General features: G+C 64.5%; 26 protein-coding genes. 16 read left to right on the plus strand and 10 right to left on the minus strand.

The annotated features are described in order from the left end of the window. The coding region (locus tag CO669_RS06660) for a hypothetical protein (protein WP_210202676.1) at nucleotides 1-1,508 on the plus strand (1,508 nt) is incomplete at its 5' end. Between the two features lie 124 nt (nucleotides 1,509-1,632). Here CO669_RS06660 and CO669_RS06665 read toward each other — a convergent pair. Beyond that, nucleotides 1,633-1,896 (minus strand): hypothetical protein, encoded by a 264-nt coding sequence (locus CO669_RS06665; RefSeq protein ID WP_097658988.1) that lies wholly within the window; start codon nucleotides 1,894-1,896, stop codon nucleotides 1,633-1,635. A gap of 183 nt (nucleotides 1,897-2,079) precedes the next feature. Next, nucleotides 2,080-3,564, minus strand: a complete 1,485-nt coding sequence (locus CO669_RS06670) for an aldehyde dehydrogenase family protein (RefSeq protein WP_198963904.1) — start codon at nucleotides 3,562-3,564, stop codon at nucleotides 2,080-2,082. Nucleotides 3,565-3,677: 113 nt separating this feature from the next. Here CO669_RS06670 and CO669_RS06675 point away from each other — a divergent pair, with 113 nt between their 5' ends. From CO669_RS06675 to CO669_RS06685, 3 genes are all read left to right on the plus strand, one after another. Beyond that, the gene (locus tag CO669_RS06675; protein ID WP_097658990.1) at nucleotides 3,678-4,760 is read left to right on the plus strand and encodes a substrate-binding domain-containing protein; all 1,083 of its coding nucleotides are present in this window, start codon (nucleotides 3,678-3,680) and stop codon (nucleotides 4,758-4,760) included. A gap of 81 nt (nucleotides 4,761-4,841) precedes the next feature. Further along, nucleotides 4,842-5,216 (plus strand): winged helix-turn-helix domain-containing protein, encoded by a 375-nt coding sequence (locus tag CO669_RS06680; RefSeq protein ID WP_097658991.1) that lies wholly within the window; start codon nucleotides 4,842-4,844, stop codon nucleotides 5,214-5,216. Between the two features lie 14 nt (nucleotides 5,217-5,230). Further along, nucleotides 5,231-5,677 (plus strand): hypothetical protein, encoded by a 447-nt coding sequence (locus CO669_RS06685; protein WP_143278627.1) that lies wholly within the window; start codon nucleotides 5,231-5,233, stop codon nucleotides 5,675-5,677. A gap of 180 nt (nucleotides 5,678-5,857) precedes the next feature. Here the strand turns inward: CO669_RS06685 and CO669_RS06690 are convergent, their stop codons facing one another. Genes CO669_RS06690 through CO669_RS06705 form a run of 4 tightly spaced genes read right to left on the minus strand, consistent with a single transcriptional unit; the run spans nucleotide 5,858 to nucleotide 7,936 of the window. After that, a complete protein-coding gene (locus CO669_RS06690) occupies nucleotides 5,858-6,439 on the minus strand; it encodes a TIGR00645 family protein (protein ID WP_097658993.1) in 582 nt (193 codons plus the stop codon). A 29-nt stretch (nucleotides 6,440-6,468) separates the two neighbouring features. Next, complete coding sequence (locus CO669_RS06695; RefSeq protein WP_097658994.1) at nucleotides 6,469-7,104, minus strand: TerC family protein; 636 nt, start codon at nucleotides 7,102-7,104, stop codon at nucleotides 6,469-6,471. After that, entirely contained in the window at nucleotides 7,101-7,463 is a 363-nt protein-coding gene (locus CO669_RS06700) for a hypothetical protein (RefSeq protein WP_097658995.1), read from the minus strand. Before CO669_RS06700 ends, CO669_RS06695 begins: the two co-directional genes overlap by 4 nt. A 2-nt stretch (nucleotides 7,464-7,465) precedes the next feature. Next, the gene (locus CO669_RS06705) at nucleotides 7,466-7,936 is read right to left on the minus strand and encodes a tellurite resistance TerB family protein (RefSeq protein WP_097658996.1); all 471 of its coding nucleotides are present in this window, start codon (nucleotides 7,934-7,936) and stop codon (nucleotides 7,466-7,468) included. Nucleotides 7,937-8,364: 428 nt separating this feature from the next. Here CO669_RS06705 and CO669_RS06715 point away from each other — a divergent pair, with 428 nt between their 5' ends. The 5 genes from CO669_RS06715 to CO669_RS06735 all read left to right on the plus strand — a co-directional run bounded on the left by CO669_RS06715 (nucleotide 8,365) and on the right by CO669_RS06735 (nucleotide 13,150). After that, nucleotides 8,365-10,110, plus strand: coding sequence for an MOSC and FAD-binding oxidoreductase domain-containing protein (locus CO669_RS06715; protein ID WP_097658998.1), 1,746 nt, complete (start codon nucleotides 8,365-8,367; stop codon nucleotides 10,108-10,110). Nucleotides 10,111-10,143: 33 nt separating this feature from the next. Continuing rightward, nucleotides 10,144-10,740: a redoxin domain-containing protein gene (locus CO669_RS06720; protein ID WP_097658999.1), complete on the plus strand. Its 597-nt coding sequence runs from the start codon at nucleotides 10,144-10,146 to the stop codon at nucleotides 10,738-10,740. A gap of 83 nt (nucleotides 10,741-10,823) precedes the next feature. Next, nucleotides 10,824-11,651 (plus strand): class II glutamine amidotransferase, encoded by an 828-nt coding sequence (locus CO669_RS06725; protein ID WP_097659000.1) that lies wholly within the window; start codon nucleotides 10,824-10,826, stop codon nucleotides 11,649-11,651. A 19-nt stretch (nucleotides 11,652-11,670) separates the two neighbouring features. Further along, nucleotides 11,671-12,900, plus strand: a complete 1,230-nt coding sequence (locus CO669_RS06730; RefSeq protein WP_097659001.1) for a carboxylate-amine ligase — start codon at nucleotides 11,671-11,673, stop codon at nucleotides 12,898-12,900. Nucleotides 12,901-12,964: 64 nt separating this feature from the next. After that, a complete protein-coding gene (locus CO669_RS06735; RefSeq protein ID WP_097659002.1) occupies nucleotides 12,965-13,150 on the plus strand; it encodes a hypothetical protein in 186 nt (61 codons plus the stop codon). A gap of 13 nt (nucleotides 13,151-13,163) precedes the next feature. Here CO669_RS06735 and CO669_RS06740 read toward each other — a convergent pair whose 3' ends face one another. Beyond that, nucleotides 13,164-13,472, minus strand: a complete 309-nt coding sequence (locus tag CO669_RS06740) for a hypothetical protein (protein ID WP_245444201.1) — start codon at nucleotides 13,470-13,472, stop codon at nucleotides 13,164-13,166. Nucleotides 13,473-13,848: 376 nt separating this feature from the next. Here CO669_RS06740 and CO669_RS06745 point away from each other — a divergent pair, with 376 nt between their 5' ends. Beyond that, a complete protein-coding gene (locus CO669_RS06745) occupies nucleotides 13,849-14,988 on the plus strand; it encodes a hypothetical protein (RefSeq protein WP_097659003.1) in 1,140 nt (379 codons plus the stop codon). A 7-nt stretch (nucleotides 14,989-14,995) separates the two neighbouring features. On the opposite strand, the gene gor is transcribed toward CO669_RS06745, so the two are convergent. The 3 genes from gor to rpiA are packed head-to-tail and all read right to left on the minus strand — an operon-like array spanning nucleotide 14,996 to nucleotide 17,686. After that, complete coding sequence (gene gor / locus CO669_RS06750; protein ID WP_097659004.1) at nucleotides 14,996-16,384, minus strand: glutathione-disulfide reductase; 1,389 nt, start codon at nucleotides 16,382-16,384, stop codon at nucleotides 14,996-14,998. A gap of 46 nt (nucleotides 16,385-16,430) precedes the next feature. Further along, the gene (locus CO669_RS06755) at nucleotides 16,431-16,970 is read right to left on the minus strand and encodes a DUF2059 domain-containing protein (protein WP_097659005.1); all 540 of its coding nucleotides are present in this window, start codon (nucleotides 16,968-16,970) and stop codon (nucleotides 16,431-16,433) included. A 2-nt stretch (nucleotides 16,971-16,972) separates the two neighbouring features. Then, the gene (gene rpiA / locus CO669_RS06760; protein ID WP_097659006.1) at nucleotides 16,973-17,686 is read right to left on the minus strand and encodes a ribose-5-phosphate isomerase RpiA; all 714 of its coding nucleotides are present in this window, start codon (nucleotides 17,684-17,686) and stop codon (nucleotides 16,973-16,975) included. A gap of 157 nt (nucleotides 17,687-17,843) precedes the next feature. Here rpiA and CO669_RS06765 point away from each other — a divergent pair, with 157 nt between their 5' ends. From CO669_RS06765 to CO669_RS06790, 6 genes are all read left to right on the plus strand, one after another. Beyond that, nucleotides 17,844-18,518 (plus strand): HAD-IA family hydrolase, encoded by a 675-nt coding sequence (locus tag CO669_RS06765; protein ID WP_097659007.1) that lies wholly within the window; start codon nucleotides 17,844-17,846, stop codon nucleotides 18,516-18,518. Between the two features lie 155 nt (nucleotides 18,519-18,673). Continuing rightward, the gene (locus tag CO669_RS06770) at nucleotides 18,674-19,168 is read left to right on the plus strand and encodes a hypothetical protein (protein WP_198963876.1); all 495 of its coding nucleotides are present in this window, start codon (nucleotides 18,674-18,676) and stop codon (nucleotides 19,166-19,168) included. Nucleotides 19,169-19,276: 108 nt separating this feature from the next. Beyond that, complete coding sequence (moaA, locus tag CO669_RS06775) at nucleotides 19,277-20,296, plus strand: GTP 3',8-cyclase MoaA (protein ID WP_097659008.1); 1,020 nt, start codon at nucleotides 19,277-19,279, stop codon at nucleotides 20,294-20,296. Nucleotides 20,297-20,463: 167 nt separating this feature from the next. After that, nucleotides 20,464-21,045, plus strand: coding sequence for a TRAP transporter small permease subunit (locus CO669_RS06780; RefSeq protein WP_097659009.1), 582 nt, complete (start codon nucleotides 20,464-20,466; stop codon nucleotides 21,043-21,045). A gap of 26 nt (nucleotides 21,046-21,071) precedes the next feature. Next, nucleotides 21,072-22,727 carry a TRAP transporter large permease gene (locus CO669_RS06785; RefSeq protein ID WP_097659010.1) on the plus strand — a complete coding sequence of 552 codons (1,656 nt, stop codon included), beginning with the start codon at nucleotides 21,072-21,074 and terminating at the stop codon, nucleotides 22,725-22,727. Nucleotides 22,728-22,846: 119 nt separating this feature from the next. After that, entirely contained in the window at nucleotides 22,847-24,136 is a 1,290-nt protein-coding gene (locus tag CO669_RS06790; RefSeq protein ID WP_097659011.1) for a M20/M25/M40 family metallo-hydrolase, read from the plus strand. Nucleotides 24,137-24,189: the final 53 nt, after the last annotated feature.

The following is a 24,189-nucleotide window of genomic DNA, read 5'->3' on the forward strand; positions in this document are numbered from 1 at the left end:
GCGCTAGGCCGCTTCGGAGCTGGCGCCAATCCATCGGATTGCCGCTGCCTTTTTCAACGAAATCGACCCAAAGCGGAAGTCAACAAAGTTGCAGTTGGAGCAAACTGTGCCTTAACCTTCGGTTGCGTAAGTTGCGGTCGTCGATCGTGTTGCGTGTAGGGGAGGAGACTGCCCCGGGCGCGCGCCGGGCCGTCGTGACCGTTGGAACCCTTGAAGCAAGTATGAAGGCCAAGATAGCTCTCCTGTTCCTGGTCGGAGTGGTCGCATCTGCTGCGGCCATCGTTGCTGCGAAGCATTCACCGGTCATCCAAGCACTTCGCGGCAACTGGGATTTTGTCAAATCTGTACAGGAGGAAACCGGGACCTACTATCGCTTGAAGGTAAAGCTTGCCTATAAAGGCGAGCCGCAAGACTTCGACATCGTCGTCACTTGCGGGGGGCGCCAAATCAATTACGCGGATGGTAGTCGCACGTCAGAGCTTGGGGTTGCGCCAGGCGTGTTCGGCCGGCGGATGAGTGATGGCAAAGGGCTTGTCCTTGTTCCGCCACAAGCCTGCCGCGGTGAGACAACTGAGAACGGCGGAGTTGCCAAAGACTTGTTACCGGCCGTCGTCGTCTTTGATGATGCCGAGACGCTGGCGTTTGGCACGGCCTATATGTCGGACGATGCGTATGACAGTCCGCTATCAGTCCTGAGGTTTGGCGGCGCTACGATCGAACGCGCCGATCGTAAGGGATTTGATCAATTTCGTCGCGAGCAAGCCAATCTAATCACACGCTCTTCGTATTGGACGCGGGCCGGCGCGGCAGCGCTCAAGAGCCGCGGAATACCCGCAGCGCGTATTCCAATGGGAGTTGTTTGTTTTAGCTACGCCCGCTATCGGCTCTTCGGGCAAGGGAAAGACCGTGCGCATGAACTTTGGCCGGCCGAAAGGCCGCGGTTTTGGCTGCCCGCGACGCAGCACGATAGCGAGGCGATCCATCCATTCACTTACGGTCACCCCGTACTGACGGATCATGATGGGGCGACACCGTATCCGGCCAATCAAGTCATGCAGCATGAATTTGTGCCGACGTTAGGGATGCCCCGACGCGGTTTGGACCGACCTGAAAAGCACACGCGGTTCATTGCCTCTTCTTATTATCCCGATATTGGCGGCTGGATTACCTTGCCGTGGCCCCCAGACGCCGCGACACGCGCGGAGACTCTACTTCGAAACGGGCCGCATGTTGGTGCAAGTATCGATTTCCGCGACGGAGCAACTAGAGGATTTGGGTACTGCCGGCCTACGGTCTCGGAGTTCCCCACCGGCGTGGAGTATTCCGATCCCAACGCACATCCGTCCATTCCCTACATACGCTTGCCCCAGGTCAACTTCATCGACGGCATTGAGGTCTCCGGTCACTCAAACTGGGGCGGGATGGGCCCACCAATGATCATCGAGCGCGATGAGTTCGTCTTTCGGTCGTTCACCTTCGGCTTTGCTACGTTGTGGGGCGATGTCTGAGGCGACTTGGGAAGTGTTTTCTTCTGCTTCTGGCCCATCAGCGACCTCGGAAGCCATCCGCTGCTAGGCCGATTCCGGCGGCAAACCGGACGTCCGGCGGATAGTCGCCTGATGAGTTCAGGCCCTACCGGATGATCGTCGTCAGCGACGAGTAGCGCCTGTTCGGCTTGGCTTCGCCGGCCGAGAACTGGGCGAAGGCATCGCTGACACGTGTGGCCGGCGTGGTCCCGTCTGCGAAGCGGAATTCCTGGGGCCGCGGCGCGTAGAAGCTGGCGCTGTAATAATTGTCGTCGAAGCGGACCTCGCCGACCCCGAACACTGCGTCGCAGGCGAACAGGAGCGCATAGACTCCCACGACGGCAGCGACGACCTCCTTGAAGACAGACATTTTGATGCCCCACCCTTTTGCAGGCAGGATGCACGCTGGTTCCAAAGTCCCGGTTTACGCCACGCGGTTCTTGTCCGCAGGGTTGGCCGCCGCTGAAGGGAATGCAGACAATTTTATCGATCTTGAAAAGAGGGCCCGCCTGACCGGGTCAGGCGGGCCCAGGATTGGCCGATCGGGAGGTTTTCAGACGGCCAGATTCATCCAGACAGCCTTGGGCTCGGTGAAATTGTCGAGTGCGGCGGTGCCGTGCTCGCGGCCGAGGCCGGAGTCGCGTTCGCCGCCCCAGGGCAGGCGCACGTCGGTGTAGCCATAGGTGTTCATCCAGACCGTGCCGGCGCGCGCCCGTTTGGCGAAGCGCTGCAGCTTGCCGATGTCGCGGCTCCAGACGCCGGCGGCAAGGCTGTAAGCCGTGCCGTTGGCGATCCTGAGCGCATCGGCTTCGTCGGTGAACTTGATGACGCTGACGACGGGGCCAAAAATCTCCTCCTGCGAGATTCGCATCTCGTGGGCGACATCGGCAAACACGGTCGGGCTGATGAAATAGCCGCGGTCGCCGATCCGCATCCCGCCGGTGACGAGCCGCGCTCCCTCCCTCTGGCCGATCTCGACATAGTCGAGGATCGATTTCATCTGCTTCTCGGAGATGACGGGGCCGAGCGCCGTCTTGCGATCGAGCGGATCGCCGATCCGGATCGACTTCGCGCGGGCCGCCAGCCGCTCGACGACTTCGTCATAGGCCTTCTCCTGCACCAGCACGCGCGAGCCGGCCGAGCAGACCTGCCCGGCATTGAAGAAGATGCCGGAGGCCGCGGCCTTGCTGGCGGCCTCGAGATCGGCGTCGTCGAAAATCACATTGGCCGACTTGCCGCCGAGTTCGAGCGAGACGCGCTTGAAGTTGCTCGCCGCGCCCTTCATGATTCCGCGCCCAACACCGGGCGAGCCGGTGAAGGTTACCTTGTCGACGTCGGGGTGATTGACAAGGGCATCGCCGACGACGCGGCCTGGCCCGGTCACCACGTTGAACACGCCCGCCGGCACACCGGCTTCGAGCGCAAGCTCGGCGATGCGCAGCGCCGACAGCGAGGTCAGCTCGGCCGGCTTCATCACGATGGTGCAGCCGCAGGCGAGCGCGGGGGCGAGCTTCCACATGCCGATCATGAGCGGGAAATTCCACGGCACGATCGCCGCGACCACGCCGACCGGCTCGCGCACGGTATAGGTCAGCGCGTCCTCGCGCACCGGCACGACGTCGCCGCTGATCTTGTCGGCCCAGCCGGCGTAGTAGATCAGCGTGTCCACGGCGGCGGGAAAATCCTGGCGCGTGGTTGCGGCGATCGGCTTGCCGGCGTCGATCGACTCCAGCTCGATGATCTCCTCCGCGTTGAGCTTCAAGAGCTCGGCCCAGCGCATCAGGATCCGGCCGCGCTCCGACGCCCGCATCGTGCGCCACGGTCCCTCGAACGCCCGGCGCGCCGCCGCCACGGCCATCTCGACGTCGGCCTCGCCGCCCTCGGCGATGGTTGCGATGACCTGCCCGGTGGCGGGATTGAGCGACTTGAAGGTGCGGCCGGAGCTGGCGGGGACGCGGCGGCCGTCGATGAGCAGATGCTGCGGCCGGGCCATGAATTCAGTGGCCGGCGAATGTGCAAAATCATATGCAACAGACATCATATTTCCTCCTGTTCTGGTATACCAGACTAGGCGCAAGTCGCCCGAAGTAAATATGAGACGGTCTGCAAATGGACGCCCCATATATGAAGTCTAGTTCATAAGGAGGCACGATGCTCCAGATCGAGATCGAGGCCGTCTGGCGGTTTCGCCGGGAGGGCAGCCCGCGCACCGTCGTCGTCATGCTCGGCGTGCTCAACGAGATCCGCAAGACCGGCAAGATCACCAGCGCCGCCAGCGATGCGCACCTCTCCTACCGGCACGTCTGGAATTTGATCGAGCAATGGTCGGAGTTCTTCGGAACGCCCCTGGTCGAGACCCAGCGCGGCAAGGGCTCGAAACTCACGCCGTTCGGCGAGCGGCTGGTCTGGGCGGGCGAACGCATGCAGGCGCGGCTCGGGCCGCAACTCGAAAACCTTGCGCAGGAGCTGGCCAGCGAGATCAAGCCGTTCCTCGAACAGCGCCCCTCCGTGATCCGCGTTCACGCCAGCCACGGCTTTGCGGTCGCCAAGCTGCGCGAATTCCTCGACCGCGAGCCCGGCATCGGCGTGGACTTACGCTATGTCAGCAACCAGCATTCGCTGGTCGCACTGGCGCAAGGCGCCTGCGACCTCTCCGGCCTGCATCTGCCGCACGGCGCGCTGCGCGCGCAGGGCATCAAGGCCGCGCGCGAATGGCTCGATCCGCGCGAGGACCGCATCATCAGCTTCGTCACCCGCGAGATGGGCCTGATGGTGGCGCGCGGCAATCCGCAGCGCATCGCCTCGCTCGACGACCTTGCCAGGCCAAACGTTCGGTTCGTCAACCGCGACCACGATTCCGGCACGCGCCTGTTGTTCGACCAGCTGCTCGCGGCGCACGGCATCGACGAGAGCAGGATCAACGGCGCCCAGCAGATCGAGTTCACCCATGCTGCGGTCGCGGCCTATGTCGCAAGCGGCATGGCGGATGCGAGCTTCGGCGTCGAAGCCGCCGCCCGGCATTTCGGGCTCGACTTCATCCGCATCCTCACCGAGGACTATTTCTTCGTCTGCAAGCGGACCTTTCTCGAGACGGAGCCGATGCAGCGCATCCTGGAGATCATCCGCAGCGCCGATTTCCGCGCGGCGATCGCCACCCTGCCCGGCTACGTGCCGTCGGACACCGGCACCGTGACCGGCGTGAAAGCATTTCTGGAGATGCACGCCGTGCGCTGAGCGAGATCGCATGGCGCGGCCGCGCTTGTCCGCGACGGGCTGGAGTGGCAAGGTCGGACAGCAGAAATTGAGAGACCCGTCATGTCGCGCGCGAGCGCCAGATCGCTGCCCCAGCTGAGCCTTCGCATCGACCTCGATGCCGAGGACCGGATCGGTCCCGGCAAGATCGAGCTGCTGGAGCAGATCCGCGAGCACGGCTCGATCTCGGCGGCCGGCCGCGCCATGGACATGTCCTACAAGCGGGCCTGGGATCTCGTCGGCGAGATCAAGCGCATCTGCGGACATGCCGTGGTCGAGCCGCAGGCCGGCGGCAAGAACGGCGGCGGCGCGATGCTGACGCCGTTCGGCGAAGGCCTGGTCGCACGCTACCGCAAGATCGAGCGCGACGCCGCACGCGCCGTCCGCAAGGAGCTGCAAGCGCTCAGGAGCGACATCGCCCGTTCGCGGAAATCATGAATGGATCGGCCGCGTTGAGCGATCAGATAAGACTTGCGGCCCTTCATCGGATCGAAAGCACAAATCCTCAGAAACTGGAGCGGCACTCGTTTGATTTTATCGTCAACGGCGTATCTCTCTTCGAAGCCACCCGGGCCGCCGAATACGACATGTGCGGCTCTCTATCGAATCCGCAATTCGAACGCGAGATAGCGCGGCGGGTCAACGGCGAGACGGCTGCTCTGTTGACTTCGGATGTCCCTACAGGGGGGCACCGCGTGGCCTTGTTTGTCTGCCCGGAATGTGGCGACGTCGCTTGTGGTGCGATTACCGCTCGTGTTTCGCGAACCGACGGGGGCGTGCAGTGGTCCGATTTCGCGTATGAGAATGGATTCGATCCTGCGTCCACGCTCGACCTTGGCCCCTTTCAATTCGATTGGGCCGCCTATTTGAACGAGATGGGACGCGCGAAGGCCGATTGAGCCGCAAGTTCGGCCGCTCCGTCATTTCGGGCATCGGCTGGGGCAGGACTTGTTGCGACCGTGCCCCGTTCGATGCCTCGTGATGAAGGGCGACAGACCCGCATGCGGGCCAAACAACCGCACGCGACGAACCGTGTGTTCAATCAGGCTTCATGGCGCCGGAGGCCCCTCGCCGCGGGTTCAGCCGTGGTCGGCCTCCTTGCGATGGCCGTTGTCGCTGAGGCGGTCGACCCAGGCGATGCCGATCGCGGAGACGATGAAGGTCATGTGGATCAGCACCTGCCACATCACACCGGTCTCGGTGAAATTGCTGCGCGTCGTGCCGAGATTGCCGGCCTCGATGAAGGTCCTGAGCAGCGAGATCGAGGAGATGCCGATGATCGCCATCGCGAGCTTGATCTTGAGCACGCTGGCATTGACGTGGCTGAGCCATTCCGGCTCGTCGGGATGGCCGGTGAGGTTCAGCCGGGACACGAAGGTCTCGTAGCCGCCGACGATCACCATGATCAGAAGGTTCGAGATCATGACGACGTCGATCAGCCCGAGCACGACCAGCATGATCTGCTGTTCGCTGGCGTCGAACGAGTGCAAGACCAGATGCCAGAGCTCCTTCAGGAACAGCAGCACGTAGACGGCCTGCGCGACGATCAGGCCGACATAGAGCGGCACCTGCAGCCAGCGCGAGCCGAAGATGAGCTGGGCGAACAGGCCGAGGCGCGGCGGCACCGGCTGCGCCGAAGGTGCTTTGGGTTCGGACGTCATGACTTACTCCGGATTGTCAAAATACCGCGTCAGAGACTCGCGATGACGGGGGCGAGCTCCAGCGAGCCCCGATAGATCATCTCGAAGGCGACGTAAATGATGATGGCGAGGCCGACATAGGCGATCCAGCGCTGCTTCTGGAGCACGCGCCCGAGCAGATCGGCGGCGACGCCCATCAGGGCGACCGACAGCAACAGGCCGAAGGCCAGGATGTAGGGATGCTCGCGCGCGGCACCCGCGACCGCGAGCACGTTGTCCAGCGACATCGAGACGTCGGCGGCGATGATCTGCAACGCGGCCTGGCCGAAAGTCTTTCGCTGCACCGACGCGCCGGCCGCGCCGCCGCCGTGGCTGAACGCGAGCTGGCCTTCATGGGCCTGCTCGCGCAGCTCCCGCCACATCTTCCAGCACACCCAGAGCAGCAGCACGCCGCCGGCGAGCAAGAGGCCGATGACCTGCAGCAGCTGGGTCGCGACACCGGCAAAGACGATGCGGAGGACCGTGGCGGCCGCGATGCCGACAATGATGGCGCGGCGGCGCTGCTCGGCCGGCAGGCCGGCGGCGGCAAGGCCGATGACGACGGCGTTGTCGCCGGCAAGAACGAGGTCGATCAGGACGACTTGGAGCAGCGCGGTGAGCGCGTCGGCAGTGATGAATTCAGTCATGATTGATCATTTTTCGGTGCGGACGGGTCGAGCCAGTGCGGCCTCTTCCGCTCGACCCAATCCAGCACCTTCGAACGTGAGGAGCGCAGCGCAGGCACGTCCTCGGCAAGCAGCGCGAGGCCGAGCGGCAGCATCCAGACGCCGAGAATCGGCAGGAAGGACAGCACGCCGCCCACGATGAGCAGCGCGCCCGAGGGAATTCTGACCCAGCGGTTCGACGGTTTGAGCAGATAGGTGACCGTGTCACCCATTCGTGGCGGCAGCCGATCGACGAGCTTGTCGAGGCGCGGGTCACCGCCGGCCATCTCGCCGGCGGAACCTGCAGCCTCATTGCCACGCTCGTTCGATGCTGCGCTCATGCTTACTCCTCTGTCATCGGCTGTCCGATGCGCTCCTTGACCGATGTCACCGGCTTGGCACGCGGCAGCACCAAGGTCAGCAGGCGCAACAGTTTGATCGCCTGCACCTCATGGGGATGAACGTCTTCGTCGGCGGCGGCGACGCGCTCCGACAATTCCATCAGATGCGACGACAGCGGCATGTCCGAGACCGGCCGCAGCGTGTCGATCACAACATTGGCGAAATCCGGCTCCTCCAGCCGCTCCGCGAGGGCGTCGAACATCGCAAACAGCCTCTCGTCGTCGAGATGCGGCGCCAATCCGCGATCGCGGATGAACCGGATCACCTCGTCACGCTCGACCGGCGAGACCTGCCGGTCGGCCACGGCAACGAGCGCGCCGGCAATCACCAGCGCGGCCGCAGCCTGCTCGTTCAGGCTGGACGGCTCCGCGATCTCGATCTCGATAGGATTTGAATGCTTGGCGTCAGTCATCGTTGCTCCTCAATCTTGCGAAATGGCCGCACGGAGCTGCGATGGGGACGATGGGGTCGGAGAGAACATCGAGGGCCCGACGATCGGCCAATCCATCGCATTCGCGCGGGACAGGTCATCCGACATCGCGAGGTTTGCCGACATTGTCGGCGTCCTCGCCAGAGGGGCCCGGATTCTTGTTCGTGTCAGAGATAAAGCTGGGCTCGTCGGAATCAAGGCGAGAGGACTGCGACCAGCCGCCGCATCGGGTTCCATGTTGCCGGGCTGACTGATCCAGCCTCGTGCGTGCGGCTCTGCACTGCCCACTGCCGCCGGCCGGCTCGCAACGTCTAACAATCACTAACGGGCCAACAATCCGATTAGGGTGCAGATTACCGTGCGGGCGCCCCGCCAGGTCGGGGAATACGCCTCCACGATCGAGGAAACCGATGGCTCGTCTGCTCTCCCTCAATGTCGGCTTGCCGCGCGACGTCGCCTGGCAAGGCAGGACCGTCCACACCGGAATCTGGAAGACTCCCGTCACGGGCCCGCGCCGGGTACGCCGGCTCAACATCGACGGCGACGGCCAGGGCGATACGGCGGGTCACGGCGGCGAGCAGCGCGCCGTCTTCGTCTACCAGGACGAATCCTATCGATACTGGCAAAAGCATCTCGGCCGGTCCGACCTCGTTCATGGTCAATTCGGCGAGAACTTTACCGTCGAGGGCCTGGCCGACACCGAGGTCTGCATCGGTGATCGCTACAGGATCGGCACCGCCCTGTTCGAGGTCACGCAGCCGCGCGTCACCTGCTACCGGCTCGGCATTCGCATGGACGAGCCTGATATGCCCGCGCTGCTCGTCAAGCACGGCCGGCCGGGCTTCTACTTCCGTGTCATCGAGGAAGGCGACGTCGAGGCCGGCGACGAGATCGTGCAGGTCGAAAGCGGTCCGGAAGGCATGAGCGTAGCCGAGATCGATGCGCTGCTTTACTTGCCCCCTCATCCGCCCGAGCGCCTCGCGCGCGCGCTGAAAATTCCGGCGCTGAGCCGCGGCTGGAATCAGTCCTTCGCAGCGCTGCTCGCGCAGAAGGACAGCCCCGCAGCGGGAAACGCCGGGCTTGGCCCAACCGCTAGTCCGGCGCCGGCCTGGCGCGGCTTCCGCCCCTTCCGCGTGACGCGCAAGATCACCGAAAGTGCCAGCGTGACCTCGCTGATCCTCGAGCCTGCGGATGGACAGCCGTTGGCGGCCGCTCTGCCAGGTCAATTCGTGGTCGTGCGGCTGGGGCCGTCCGCGATGACGCGCAGCTATTCGCTGTCGAGCCGCGCCGACGCGGCATCCTATCGCATCAGCATCAAGCGCGAGGCGCACGGCGCGGCCAGCTTCTATGTCGCCGAGACGATCCAGGCCGGCGATATCGTGCCGGTCGGTGCGCCGCGCGGCAGTTTCACCCTCCACGCCGATACACGGCCCGTGGTGCTGCTGAGCGCGGGCATCGGCGTGACGCCGGTGCTCGCCATGCTGCACGCCCTCGCCGCGGAGCACACGACGCGGGATGTCTGGTGGCTGCATGGCACACGCAACGGCCGTGAGCATCCGTTCGCGGCCGAGGCGCGCGGACTTCTTGCAGGATTGGCGCGTCATCACAGTCATGTCTGCTTCAGCGCCCCCGATCCGGCCGACCGTCCGGGAGCCGATTTCGACAGCATAGGTCGCCTGGATCGACAGCGGCTCCAGATGCTCGACGTTCCCAGAGACGGCGATTTCTATCTCTGCGGACCTATGGCCTTCATGAGCGCCCTGACCACCGGTCTCGCCGCGCTGGGTGTCGCGCCCGATCGTATCCACACCGAGCTGTTCGGCAGCAAGCCCTCGCTGACACCGGGTATCACGGCTGCGGCGAAGACGATTCCCCATCAGCCGGCCGGAGCGCGCGGCCCGGGTCCCATGGTGTCGTTCACCCGCAGCGGCCTCAATGTCTGCTGGGGACCATCCTACGCCAGCCTGCTCGAGCTCGCCGAGGCATGCGATGTCCCGGTGCGCTGGTCGTGCCGAAGCGGGGTTTGCCACAACTGCGAGAGCGGGCTCGTGGCCGGAGAGGTCAGCTACGCGCCGGATCCGCTCGACCCGCCGGCAGAGGGAAATCTGCTGATCTGCTGCGCACGACCGCAAGGCGACGTCGTGATCGATCTCTAGAGATGAAATCGGCGCCGGACACAGGAGAGCTCGATGCGAACTGACATCATGCCGGGCGTGACCTTCCCGGATTACGAACTCAGCGACCACACCGCAAAGCACCGCAAGCTCTCCGAGCTGCAGGGCGACGATCCCATGATCGTCGTGCTCGGCCGCGGCGGATTTTGCCCGAAGGATCGTCGCCAGACCGAAGGGCTGGTTCAGCTCCATCGCGAGATGGAGGTCGGCTATTGCCGGCTGGTCACGATCACCACCGACACCATCACCGAGACCAATGAATATCGCAGCGGCGCCGGCGCGCACTGGCCCTTCCTCTCGGACCCCAGGCGGATCGTCCAGAAGGACCTCGACATCGCCGAATACACCGATCCGGTCCACAATCCGATGATCCCGCATGTCATCGTGCTGGAGCCCCGTCTCGTCATTCACAAGATTTACAACGGCTACTGGTTCTTCGGGCGTCCGACCATGGAGGAGCTGCGCCAGGACCTCAGGGCCGTCAGCATGAAGTGCCGCCCGGATTGGGACATCACAGCGCCCGGATTCAGGGCGCTCTGGGACCAGGGCCGCAAGGAGTATTTTTACCCCTACGGCAAGGCTTATCGCGAAACGCTCGGCGGCCGGGACTAACGCACGAGCGACCGGATCTCCCCGGGAACGCAGCCCGGGCCTAGTTGTTGGTGCTGTCAGGACATATCCCCGACAGGAACCTCATGTGCCGCTGGATCGCATACCGAGGCGAGACCACCTCGTTCGAGCCTTACGTTACCGAGCCCGAGCATTCGCTGATCGCGCAGAGCATCCGCTCGCTGCAATCGACGGCGGGCTCGAACGGCGACGGCTTTGGTCTCGGCTGGTACGGCGAGCATCCGGAGCCCGGGCTCTATCGCGAGACGCGGCCGGCGTGGTCTGACGAAAACCTGCGCTATCTCTGCCGGCACCTGCGCTCGCATCTGTTCTTCGCCCATGTGCGCGCCGCGACCGGCACCGCGGTCACGCGGCAGAATTGCCATCCCTTTGCCTGCGGCCACTGGATGTTCATGCACAACGGATTCGTCGGCAGCTGGAATCGGCTGCGGCGCAAGGTCGAGGCCCTGATCCCCGATGCCTACTATCCGTCGCGCCTCGGCACGACCGATTCCGAAGCCGTCTTCCTGGCGATGATGGGCGCCGGCCTCGACGGCGACCCGCTTGGAGCGACGCAGCGCGTGCTGCAGGCCCTGGTCGGCCTCGTCAACGAAGGCCGCTTGCGCGAACGGCTGCGCTTCACCAGCGCGATCGCCAACGGCCGCGATCTCTACGCCTTCCGTGTTGCGGTCAACGACGACGCGAACACGCTCTACTTCCGCGAGGACGGCGGCCAGGTCATCGTCGTGTCAGAACCGTTCGACAAGGAATCGGACTGGACCGAGGTGCCGCCGAACCACGCACTGATCGCGCGCGGGTCCGAAAGCGTGAAAATTGTTCCGTTCGACGCGACAATTTGCAGTAGCACCGAGCGGGAACCCGCCCCGGCCAGAAGGATTATTGCCCGCAGGTAATGCCTTTGCCGGGTGGCCAATGACATTTGCTTCGGACGTCTTGAAACTGCTTCGCCTAGATTCCTCCCAGGACAAGCAGCATCTCGTGATTCGCTCCGCCGGTGGCGGCGGCAAGGCGGCTGAGTATTCGTTCGGCATCGAGGAGGAATACTTCCTGGCCGACCGCCGCACCTTCGAGGTCGCGATCCAGACTCCCAACGAATTGTTCGAGTCGGCGAACTGGTCCACCGGCGGCCAAGCCATGCGCGAGATGCTGCAGTCCCAGCTCGAGGTCGCCACCAACGTCCACGTCGACGTCAACGACGCTCGCGAGGAGCTTCGCTTCCTGCGCCGCGAGGTCGCGAACGTCGCCGGCCAATATGGCTTCGTCATCATGGCCTGCGGCACGCACCCGACCGCGGTCTGGCGCATGTCGCAGCCGAGCCCGAAGCCGCGCTATGAGGAGATGATCGAGGATCTGCGCAGCATCGGCCATCGCAACATGATGTGCGGCATGCACGTGCACGTGCAATTGCCCGATCCCGAGAAGCGCATGGCGGTGATGCGGGCGATGCTGCCGCATCTGCCGCTGTTCATCGCGCTGTCGGCCTCTTCCCCGTTCTGGAATTCGCACAAGACGGGGCTGAAGGGCTACCGGCTCGCCGCCTATTCCGAGCTGCCGCGCACCGGCCTGCCCGAGCTGTTCGAGAGCCGGCAGGACTACGACGAATATATCGGCGCGTTGCAGCGCTCGGGCGTCATCCCCGACGAGAGCCACATCTGGTGGGCGATGCGGCCCTCGATGCGGCACCCGACGCTCGAGCTCCGCGCGCCCGACACCTGCACCTTCGTCGACGATGCCGTCGCCATCGCCTCGCTGTATCGCTGCCTGACGCGGCACCTCTATTTGCGGCCGCATCTGTCGAAGGAGGTGACCGTGGTCGAGCGCGCGATTGCGGTCGAGAACAAATGGCGCGCGCAGCGCTACGGCACCGATTGCATCTTTGCCTCCAGGGACGGTCCGGTCACGATCTCGGAGATGCTGTCCCGAATCATCGACGACATCGCCGGGGACGCGGAGGCTCTCGGCTGCACCGCCGAGATCGGGCATTGCCGCACCATCGTGGACCGCGGCAGCTCGGCCGAATTCCAGCTTCGCGCCTATCGGGAGAACGGCGACGACATCGCAGCAGTGTCACGATGGATTGCTACATCGACGATATCAGGGACGAGTGCCCCGATCGGGCAAGGCGCAACAGCGCCGTCATAGTGCTCGCGCAAGCTTCACGAACGAGAACGTCATTTCCAAGATTTGGTCCGTCCCAGAGGAATGCATGACTGACATCGCCTGGTGCGCCGGTTGCGGCCACAGCCTGGTCCCGATCCTGTCCGAAAAAGGCCGCGCACGGCCGAACTGCTTCTGGTGCGAGGGCGTCGACGCACGGACCCTGGAGATGGCAAAATGGGCGGACAGCCCGGCCGGCAAACCGGACCGGGCTGCGCCTCACGCTTTGGATTGAGCGCCCCTTCGCGTCAAACCCGCGCCACCACGCGCGGACGGAACACGGATGCGGCGGTCGGCGCAGGCGCCGCGGCGGGCTTTCGCACCGGCCGACGCCGCGGGATGAAGAAGCTGTGCACGATGATCGGCTCGTGATCGCCGAGCGCGATCCGCTCCTTCGCGAGCAGGCTCATGACCGAACGCATCTTCATGACTTCCTGCGCCACGAAGCTGCAGTCCTCACCGCGATTGACCTGCTCATGCATGATCGCCTCGGCTTCGCGCATGCTGACGCGGAGCGCTCTGATGGTTCTGCGAATTTCGTTGATGCGGTTGTCCATGGCTGCCTCCATCTCGGTCGCAGCATAAGAACAAAACATGAACAATCTGTCAATCGCCGCCTCGCCGGCCGCGGCGCAAACTCCGGGCGCTGGGGAAGGCATTGCGGCGATCCGACCGAATGCCCCTGCACACGCCCTGGCGAGGCCTGCTGCCAAATTAGACAGGCCCCGCAGCTCCAGTGAAGGCGGCGCTTCTCGCACCGCGTCTGACGATCGGAACAAGCCGTCGATCTAACGTCCCGTGCAACCTCCGGATTTCTCCCGCGCGGGCACGCTCGAATCGCGACGCCGGGCCCGCCTGCTGCCTCGCAAACCAACTGGCCCAGAATTCGCAATGACGTTGTCAGCGAAGCAACGGCGCAGAGCGGAGAACGTCATGAACGTGCATGCTGCGGGCGATCTCAAGACGACCGGCCTCACCCGTCCGAACGGCGTACCGCTCCGCCTCAACATGCAGGACTTTGTCGCGATCGATCGCGACAAGAACGCGAAGTTCGAGGCGACCTATCGTCCGCAAGCGCTCTACAATCGCGCCAACGAAGGCTTTCACGCCAACAACGAAACCTTCCTGCTCCACGAAGTCGCGACCAACCTGCCGATCTACCGCCCCGACACCGGCCCCACCGATTTCCATCTGCATCTGCCGCCCGGCGGTTTCCAGCTCGTGCTGGTCACCTCGGGCGCCTTCACCTTCGACTATGACGGGCGCTTCTACAATGTCGGCCCCGGCGCGGTGATGCTGCAGAGTGCGATCGTGCACCGCCAGCTGTTCTACACCTGGTCGGGCCTGCCGACCGAAGAGAATTTAAAGACACCGCAGACGGTGGTGCCCGATCCGATCTCGATGGGCTATTCCGGCAAATTCCTCGAAGCCTTCATCACCGATCCCACCACCTTTCCGAATCCGACCATCGTCGGCCCGGATCAGATCGACGAGGCCGAGACGCCGCGCGTGGCCTGGAGCCATCCGCTGCACGATCGCCCTGCCAACGCCGGCTTCTGGCTGCAGGATCCGCTGGCGCTGGATGCGCTGTTCAAGCCGGTCGCGGACCGCTCGATCAAATCGGCGCTGCCGGTCTACGTGCGCGACATCGGCATCGAAATTCCGAGCGGCCAGCTCGTCACCGGCCACATCATCGCAACCGACCCGCGCGGCCAGTCGCTGCTGCCGAAGAGTGCATCGGCATCTGTGGATGCCGCCTCGTTCGCCAAGGGCGAAGTCGTGATCTATCGCGTCATTCGCGGCACGGCCGAGTTCAAGAGAAAGTCCGGCGAGACCTTTGAGCTGTCAGCCGGCGATGTGGTGACGGCGGGCAAGGAGTCGATCGGCCTCGTCGCAGTCGGCGAGAACACGCAGGTGCTCCGGCTCGGCCTTCTCAAGGGCATCGACAACCTTCGCAGCTGGACACCGACCCAGCGCGACGAGATCGACGGCCTCGCCGGCCAGCTCATCACCCAGAAGGAGGTTCGTCCGCTGCGCACCGACGGCAAGCCGGTCGGATATCTGTACGCTTAGGAGGCCCCTACTCCGCCGCCTGGCGCACGTGCCGCGCGGTCGGCGTGCGCATGGTGACGAGTTCCTCGGCCGCGGTCGGATGCAGCGCGATGGTGGCGTCGAAATCGGCCTTGGTTGCCTTCATCTTCACCGCGATCGCGACAACTTGCGTGACCTCGGCGGCGCAATCGCCAACGATGTGACAGCCGAGCACGCGATCGGTCGAGCCGTCGACCACGAGCTTCATCAGCACGCGGGTATCGCGGCCCGACATCGTCGCCTTGATCGGGCGGAACGTCGTCTTGTAGATGTCGACGTGGCTGAACTGCGCGCGCGCCTCGGTTTCCGTCAGGCCGACGGTGCCGACCTCCGGCTGCGAGAACACCGCGGTCGGAATGTGCGAGTGATCGACCTGCACCGTGCGATTGCCGAACACGGTGTCGGCGAAGGCATGGCCCTCGCGGATCGCGACCGGCGTCAGGTTGAAGCGATGGGTGACGTCGCCGATCGCGTAGATGCTGTCGACCGAGCTCTTCGAGAAATGGTCGACCGCGATGCCGCCATTGTTCGGGTTGATGGCGACACCGGCGTTCTCCAGGCCGAGATTGGCCACGGCCGGGTGGCGGCCGATCGCGAACATCACCTGGTCCGAGGCGATGCTCGATCCGTTCGACAGATGCGTGGTGAATTCCTCGCCATGGCGATCGACCTTCGCCACCGTGCAGCCGGTGAGAATGGTGATGCCCTGCTTCTCCATCTCGGCACGAACGTGGGTGCGAACATCCTCGTCAAAACCGCGAAGGATGTTGTCGCCGCGATAGATCACGGTGACGTCGGAGCCGAAGCCGGCGAAGATGCCGGCAAATTCCAGCGCGATATAGCCGCCGCCCTGGATCACGATCCGCTTCGGCAGCTTCTTGAGATGAAACGCCTCGTTGGACGAGATCACGTGCTCGATGCCGGGAATCGAAGCGCCGTGGTTGGGCGCGCCGCCGGTGGCGATCAGGATGTATTTCGCGGTGATCTTCTTGTCGTCCGAGAGCAGGCGAACGGTGTGCTTGTCCTCGATCACCGCGCGGCTCTTGACGATCTGGGCGCCCGACTTCTCGACATTCGCGGTATAGGCCGCCTCCAGCCGCGCGATCTCCTTGTCCTTGTTGGCGATCAGCGTCGGCCAGTCGAAGCTGGCGGGCGGAACGGTCCAGCCGAAGCCGGCGGCATCTTCCAGCTCGTGACGGAAATGCGAGCCGATCACGAACAGCTTCTTCGGCACGCAGCCGCGGATCACGCAGGTGCCGCCCATGCGGTACTCTTCCGCGATCATCACGCGGGCGCCGTAACCGGCCGCGATGCGGGCGGCACGCACGCCGCCCGAGCCACCACCGATCACGAAGAGGTCGACGTCGAATTCAGCCATTGTCCACTCCGACCTCTTTCAGGAACTCCCTCTCAGATAGTGTCGGTCAGATTTCCTTGCCACGCTTGCGCATCTCGGCGCGGAAGGCTCCCATCACGGTCTCGGAGAAGTTCTGGGCCCAGGAGTTCATGAAGGCCATGGACAGGCCGATGGCGCGCGGCTCGGCGTCGATCAGCTTCTTGCCCAGCGGCGACTTGTAGAAGGTGACGAGGTCCTTCAGCTCCTGCTCGGTGAACTCGCTGGCATAGATCTGTGCCATGCCGTCGCCGATCTCGTTCTGGCGGCCGTTGAGCTGCTGGGCGACGATCCCTGCCACCTCGTTGAGGTCCTTCTGGTAGTTCAGGTTCTGCTGAATCAGCGCGATCTTGGTCTTCTCGACCAGGCCGGGCACGGCGCCCTGGTACATCGCGGTGGCGTTCTTGATCTGCAGGATCTCCTTGGCCGCCGCAACCGCCGCGGGCGAGGCCTTCGGCTGGGCGGGCGCCGCCGCGGCCTTGGGGGCCGGAGCCGGCTGCTGCGCCATGGCCGGGAAGACCAATCCCGCAGCGAGGGTCACGGCCGGCAAGAACTTCAATACGATCTTCATTCCTAGTCTCCTTTCGGCTTGCGCCGTTCAATCACGCGAATTCCCTCAGCCCCCGCCAGAACGGCAGAGCTGGCCAAGCCGATGAACAGCCCGTGCTCGACCACACCTGGAATGGCGCTCAACGCCTTGGCGAGGCTGGCAGGATCCTCGATCCGTCCGAGCTGGGCATCGATGATCCAGTGGCCGCCGTCGGTGACGAAAACGTGGCCGTCCTTGCCCTTGCGGACCGCCATTTGCCCGGAAACGCCGCATTCGGCAAATGCCTTCTCGATCGCCCGGCGCGTCGCGCCGAGGCCGAACGGGATGACCTCGACCGGCAGCGGAAACTTGCCGAGCGTCGGCACCCATTTGGTGTCATCGGCAATCACGATCATGCGATCCGAGGCGGCCGCCACGATCTTCTCGCGCAGCAACGCGCCGCCGCCGCCCTTGATCAGGTTGAGCGCGGGATCGATCTCGTCGGCGCCGTCGACGGTGATGTCGAGATGGTCGACCTCATCGAGCGTGGTCAGCGGCACGCCGCAGCGCTCCGCGTCCGCGCGGGTCTGCTCCGAGGTCGGCACGCCGATCACCTTGAGCCCGGCGGCGACGCGCTCGCCGAGCAGCTCGACGAAATGCTTGGCGGTCGAGCCGGTGCCGAGCCCGAGCTGCATGCCGTCCCGCACCTCTTCGAGCGCGCGCGCCGCAGCCTGCCGCTTCAACTGGTCCATATTCACGTTTGCGCCCGCCTCTGAAGTCTCGAACCTGCCGGCCGATCCCGGCCCGCTTTCGGCGGCCTATGTAGCCTCGTTTTCCTCGCGGGAACAGGCCTATAAGGTGAACTTATGGGCCCGCCCCTTGCGTGGACACGATCGGGCCGGTAGCGCTTGGATCATGACCTCCGCTCACACCATCGTCTTCGATCTCGACGGCACGCTTGTGGATACGGCGCCCGACCTGATCACCGCGCTGAACTATGTGCTCGACCGCGAAGGGCTGCCGCCCGTGCCAATGGCCTCGGCCCGCAACATGATCGGCGCCGGCGCCCGCAAGCTGATCGAGCGCGGGGTTGAAGCGGAGGGCCGCATCGTCACCCCCGCCGACATGGACCGGATGACCGCGGATTTCATCGACTATTATGCCGATCATATCGCGGTCGAATCCCGCCCCTTCGAGGGGCTCGAGGCCGCGCTCGACCATTTTTCGGAACAGGGCCATCGGCTCGCGGTCTGCACCAACAAGCTGGAATGGCTGTCCAAGCGCCTGCTGGACCAGCTCGGCCTCAGCCGCCGCTTCGCGGCGATCTGCGGCGCGGACACTTTTGGGGTCCAAAAGCCCGATCCGACCATCTTCCGTGAAACCGTGGCGCGCGCGGGCGGAGCGGTCAAAGCCAGCATCATGGTCGGCGATGCCGGAACCGACGTCGGGGTGGCCCGCCGCGCCGGCGTCCCGGTGATCGGGGTCAGCTTCGGCTATACGGACGTGCCGATTGCCGAGCTGAAGCCGGACCGGCTGATCCATCATATGCGCGACCTCCCGGCCGCGGCGTCCAGCCTGATGTCGGCATAGCGCCACCAACCCACTGAAATTGCATTATCATTCTGCTGTACCCGGCGTTAACCACTCGCTAACCATGCGCGGCGCGCCGGTTGCCTGCCTGCAACGACGCTCCTAAGGTCCGCGCGGGTTATGTGGCGGTTCGTCGCAGTTTGAGTGGATGGGTCATGCGTCGTGTCATCGCGGTTGCGTTAGCGGGAACGGGTCTGTTGGGAGCGGCAGGCCTTGGCGGCTGCTCCTCGATGTCCTGGGACATGTTCAAATCCGCCCCGCCACCGCTCCAGGTCAGGCTCGAATCCAATCCTCCAGGCGCGGACGCCACCACCTCGGTAGGTCCGGGCTGCAAGACCCCCTGCTCTGTCTCGGTTCCCGCCCCCGATGCTCCCTTCACGGTCACCTTCGCGCTGCCCAAGTACCAACCGGCGAGCGTCCCGGTGAACGTGATCAAGAATCCCGGGGATTTCACCACACCGGCCTCGGTGACATCAGACCCGAATCCGGTGTTTGCGGAACTCCAGCCGGCCACCCCGCCGAAACCGGTTCGCAAGCCGCACCGGCTCCGGAAGCCCAAACCGGCCGCATCCGCGCCTGTGGCAGCACCCGTCGAGACCGCGCCGGCCGCAGCCTCGCCGTTCCCCGACCCGAATGCAGGCAGGCGCTGATCTACGTATACCACCCGATTGTCCTCGCCGCGTCCGATGCTTAGATTGGATCCCAAGCACCGCTGAAGCCAAGGTGCGCCCGTCGCCGTAAGTGACAAGGCCTTTTCCATGAACGGATCCACCGCGCTGTCGACCCCGATGACCGATCCGTTCGGTCGGACCATCAGCTATCTGCGCGTCTCCGTCACCGACCGCTGCGACCTGCGCTGCTTCTACTGCATGTCGGAAGACATGACGTTCCTGCCCAAGGCGAATCTGTTGACGCTGGAGGAACTCGACCGGCTCTGCTCGGCCTTCATCGCCAAGGGTGTCAGGAAGCTGCGTCTGACCGGCGGCGAGCCGCTGGTCCGGCGCAACGTGATGACGCTGGTGCGCTCGCTGTCGCGCCATCTGTCCAGCGGCGCCCTGAACGAGCTGACGCTCACCACCAACGGTACCCAGCTGGCGAAGCACGCCGCCGAGCTCGCCGATTGCGGTGTTCGCCGCATCAACGTCTCGCTCGACACGCTCGATCCCAGGAAGTTTCGCGAGATCACCCGCTGGGGCGAGATCGACAAGGTGCTGGAAGGCATCGAGGCCGCGCGCGCCGCAGGGCTTGCCGTGAAGATCAACGCGGTGGCGCTTAAGAACCTCAACGAGGACGAGCTTCCCGAACTGATGCGCTGGGCTCACGGAAAAGGCATGGACCTGACCCTGATCGAGGTCATGCCGATGGGCGAGATCGGGTCGGGACGGATCGACCAGTATCTGCCGCTGTCGCTGGTGCGCGCGCGCCTCGCCCAGCAATTCACGCTGGCGGATCTGGCCGAGAGCACGGGCGGGCCGGCGCGCTATGTCAGCGTCGCCGAGACCGGCGGCAAGCTCGGCTTCATCACCCCGATGACGCACAATTTCTGCGAATCCTGCAATCGGGTTCGGATTACCTGCACGGGAACGCTGCACACCTGCCTCGGCCACGAGGATGCGTCGGATTTGCGCAAACCCCTGCGTGCATCCGATGACGACATGCTGCTTGCGGATGCGATCGACCGCGCCATCGGCCTGAAGCCGAAGGGCCACGATTTCATCATCGACCGCCGCCACGACCGTCCCAGCGTCAGCAGGCACATGAGCGTCACCGGCGGCTGATATCCGCGGGTCGCGGCCTTATTCCCCTGAACTATCAACAAACTTCCAATTGACTGGCGGCACGCCCGCTGGTCTGGTGCAGCGGCCTCGTGCCTGCGCGGCGGAATAAGCCACGCGGCCGCTCGGCGCCGTCAAAGACGCCGCGGCACAATCGGGAGGACAGATCATTGCAAGCGCTCTTGAAGCTGAGCCAGGGGATTGACGCGTTCACGCGCTGGACGGGCAAGCGCCTGGCGTGGCTGATCGTGGCCGCCGTCATCATCTCGGCGGTCAACGCGATCATCCGCAAGGTGTTCGACACCTCCTCCAATTCGTGGCTCGAGCTGCAATGGGTGCTGTTCAGCGTCGTGTTCCTGCTGTGCTCGCCATGGACGCTGCTCGACAACGAGCACATCCGCATCGACATCGTGAACAACGCGCTGCCGAAGCCGGTCCGCAACATGATCGACGTGATCGGCCACCTGTTCTTCCTGATTCCGCTGTGCATCGTAATGATCATCACGGGCGTGCCGTTCTTCCAGCGCTCGTTCCACATCAACGAGCAATCCGGCAATGCCGGCGGCCTGCCGCAATGGCCCGCCAAAGCCCTGATCATGATCGGGTTCGCCTTCCTGCTCGTTCAAGCCATCTCCGAGCTGATCAAGCGGATTGCGGTGATGCGCGGAATGATACCGGACCCGCATGAGTCCCAGGTCTCCGCGCTCGAGGCCGAAGTCGAGCATCTCGTCGAAGCGATCGAGCAAAAATAGCCGTTGGCGACGGTTGAGGGGGAACCATGACCGCATTCATCATCGCCAATCTGGCGCCCATCATGTTCGCGTCGCTGGTCGTCATGCTTCTGCTTGGCTACCCGGCGGCCTTCTCGCTCGGCGCCGTCGGCCTGTTCTACGCCGTCGTCGGCATCGAGCTCGGTGAATTCCGCCCCGACTTCCTCCAGGCGCTTCCGGAGCGGGTCTACGGCGTGATGAACAACGACACGCTGCTCGCCATTCCCTTCTTCACCTTCATGGGGCTGGTGCTGGAACGGTCGGGCATGGCCGAGGACCTGCTCGACACCATCGGCCAGCTGTTCGGCACCATCCGCGGCGGTCTTGCCTATGCGGTGATCTTCGTCGGCGCGCTGCTCGCCGCGACGACGGGCGTGGTCGCGGCGTCCGTGATTTCGATGGGCCTGATCTCGCTCCCCATCATGCTGCGCTACGGCTATGACCGCCGCGTGGCAGCCGGCGTCATCGCCGCGTCCGGCACGCTCGCGCAGATCATCCCGCCCTCGCTCGTCCTGATCGTGATGGCCGACCAGCTCGGCAAGTCGGTCGGCGACATGTACGAAGGCGCGTTCATTCCGGGCCTCGTGCTCGCCGGCCTCTACGCCCTCTACGCCTTCCTCGTCAGCATGATCTTCCCGAAGGCGACGCCGGGCCTGCCGAAGGAAGCCATCGGCTTCCGCGAGAACAATGGCGACCGCGGCCTCGTCTCACTCGGCATGCTGTTCCTGGCGAGCTGCGTGTTCGGCTGGTTCATGATGCGCAATTCGACCGTGCATGGCGCCGATTACGTCGTGCTCAGCATGTTCTGCGGCATCATCTTCGCTTTCGCCGTCGCCGTGGTGAACTGGGTCATCGACAAGCTGACCGGCTTCCGCTTCCTGTCGAAGATGGCGCAGCAGACCACCTTCGTCATGGTGCCGCCGCTGTTCCTGATCTTCCTGGTTCTCGGCACGATCTTCATCGGCATCGCGACCCCGACCGAAGGCGGCGCGATGGGTGCTGCCGGCGCCCTCATCCTCGGCGCCGCGAAGCGTCGGCTGAGCTGGGACCTGATCCGGCAGGCCACGGAATCCACCGCCAAGCTGTCGGCCTTCGTCGTCTTCATCCTGGTCGGCGCCCGCGTGTTCTCGCTGACCTTCTACGGCGTCAACGGGCACGTCTGGGTCGAGCACCTGCTCACCTCGCTGCCCGGCGGACAGGTCGGCTTCCTGATCTTCGTCAACGCGTTCGTGTTCGTGCTGGCCTTCTTCCTCGACTTCTTCGAGCTGGCCTTCATCGTGATCCCGCTGCTCGGGCCTGCCGCCGAACACCTCGGTATCGACCTGATCTGGTTCGGCGTCATCCTCGGCGTCAACATGCAGACCTCGTTCATGCATCCACCATTCGGCTTCGCGCTGTTCTATCTACGCTCGGTCGCGCCGAAGGAACGCTACACCGATCGCGTCACCGGCAAGCGAATGGAGCCCGTCACCACCGGGCAGATCTACTGGGGTGCGGTTCCCTTCGTGGTCATCCAGATCATCATGGTCGGTCTGGTGATCGCGTTCCCGTCGATGGTGATGCACTACAAGGGCGTGCAGTCGAACATCGATCCCAACACGATCAAGATCGAGGTGCCGCAGATCGAGCTGCCGCCGCTGGATCTTGGCCCGCCATCGAAGTAGCGGCGGGCGCCCCTCGCCGTCGTGCTCCGCTCAAGCGGCGCATGACGCGCGATGGCGCGCGTGACAAGCACCGGAAACGGAGGCATACCGGGCCATCCCAAGTCCATGGATGGCCGCTCATGCCCCGATTGCACCCTGCTCCCTCAGTCCTCGGCCCCTTGATCGCCTCGCTCTGGCTGACATGCGCCGCAACGATGGTGCGGGCCGAGCCGATCGCCGATGTCCACGCGCTGGCGCAAAAGGAGCAGCAGCCGCTGCTCGACACGCTGCGCGATCTCGTCAACATCGAATCTGGCAGCAAGGACATCGAGGGCCTGAACCAGATCGCCGAGCGCGTTGCCGGCCAGCTCAGGCAACTCGGCGGCACGGTGGAGATCCTGCAGCCCACCGACATCACGCGTCTCGACGACACGCCGGAGAAGATCGGGCCGGCCGTGCACGCCGTGTTCAAGGGCACGGGAACCAGGAAGATCATGCTGATCGCCCATATGGACACGGTGTACCTGAAGGGCATGCTGAAGGACCAGCCGTTCCGCGTCGACGGCGACAAGGCCTACGGGCTCGGTATTGCCGACGACAAGCAGGGCGTCGCGCTCATTCTCCACACCGTGGCCCTGCTGCAGAAGCTGGCTTTCAGGGATTATGGCACGCTCACGGTGCTCACGAACGGCGACGAGGAGATCTCCTCCCCCGGCTGGCGCAGCACCATCACCAAATTCGCTTCGGACCAGGACGCGGTGTTCTCGTTCGAAGGCGGCGGCACCGACGGCACGCTGCGCCTCGCCACCAGCGGCATCGGCTCGGCCTATCTCTCCGTGAAGGGCAAGTCGTCACACGCCGGCGCAAGGCCCGAGGGCGGCGTGAATGCGCTGTACGAGCTCTCGCACCAGGTGCTGCAGATGAAGGACCTGTCGAAACCCGAGCAGGGCCTGAAGCTGAACTGGACGGTCGCTCAATCGGGTACCAACCGCAATGTGATCCCCGCCGAGGCCAGCGCCCAGGCCGACGCGCGTGCGCTCAAGGTGTCCGACTTCGACGAGCTGGAGAAGGCGCTGCGGGACAAGATCAAGAACCGCCTGCTGGCGAATTCCAAGGTCGATTTGAAGTTCGAGGTGCGTCGCCCGCCGCTCGAAGCCAGCGAGGCCTCGCGCCAGGTCGCGGCCCACGGCAAGACGATTTACGGGGAGCTCGGAATGCCCCTCAAGGTCGACGAGAGAGCGACCGGCGGCGGCACCGACGCCGCGTTCGCCGCGCTCAAGGCCAGGGGAGCCGTGGTGGAAGGCATGGGCCTGTCGGGCTTCGGTGCGCACTCCAACGACGCCGAATATGTTCAGATCAACAGCATCGTCCCGCGGCTGTATCTGGCGACGCGCATGATCATGGACCTGTCCACTGGCAAGCTGAAATAGCCTGATACGTGGACATCGCATGCACCTTTCCAATAGTATCGTCCCATTATGAG

Source organism: Bradyrhizobium sp. Y36, assembly GCF_002531575.1.
Classification (GTDB): domain Bacteria; phylum Pseudomonadota; class Alphaproteobacteria; order Rhizobiales; family Xanthobacteraceae; genus Bradyrhizobium.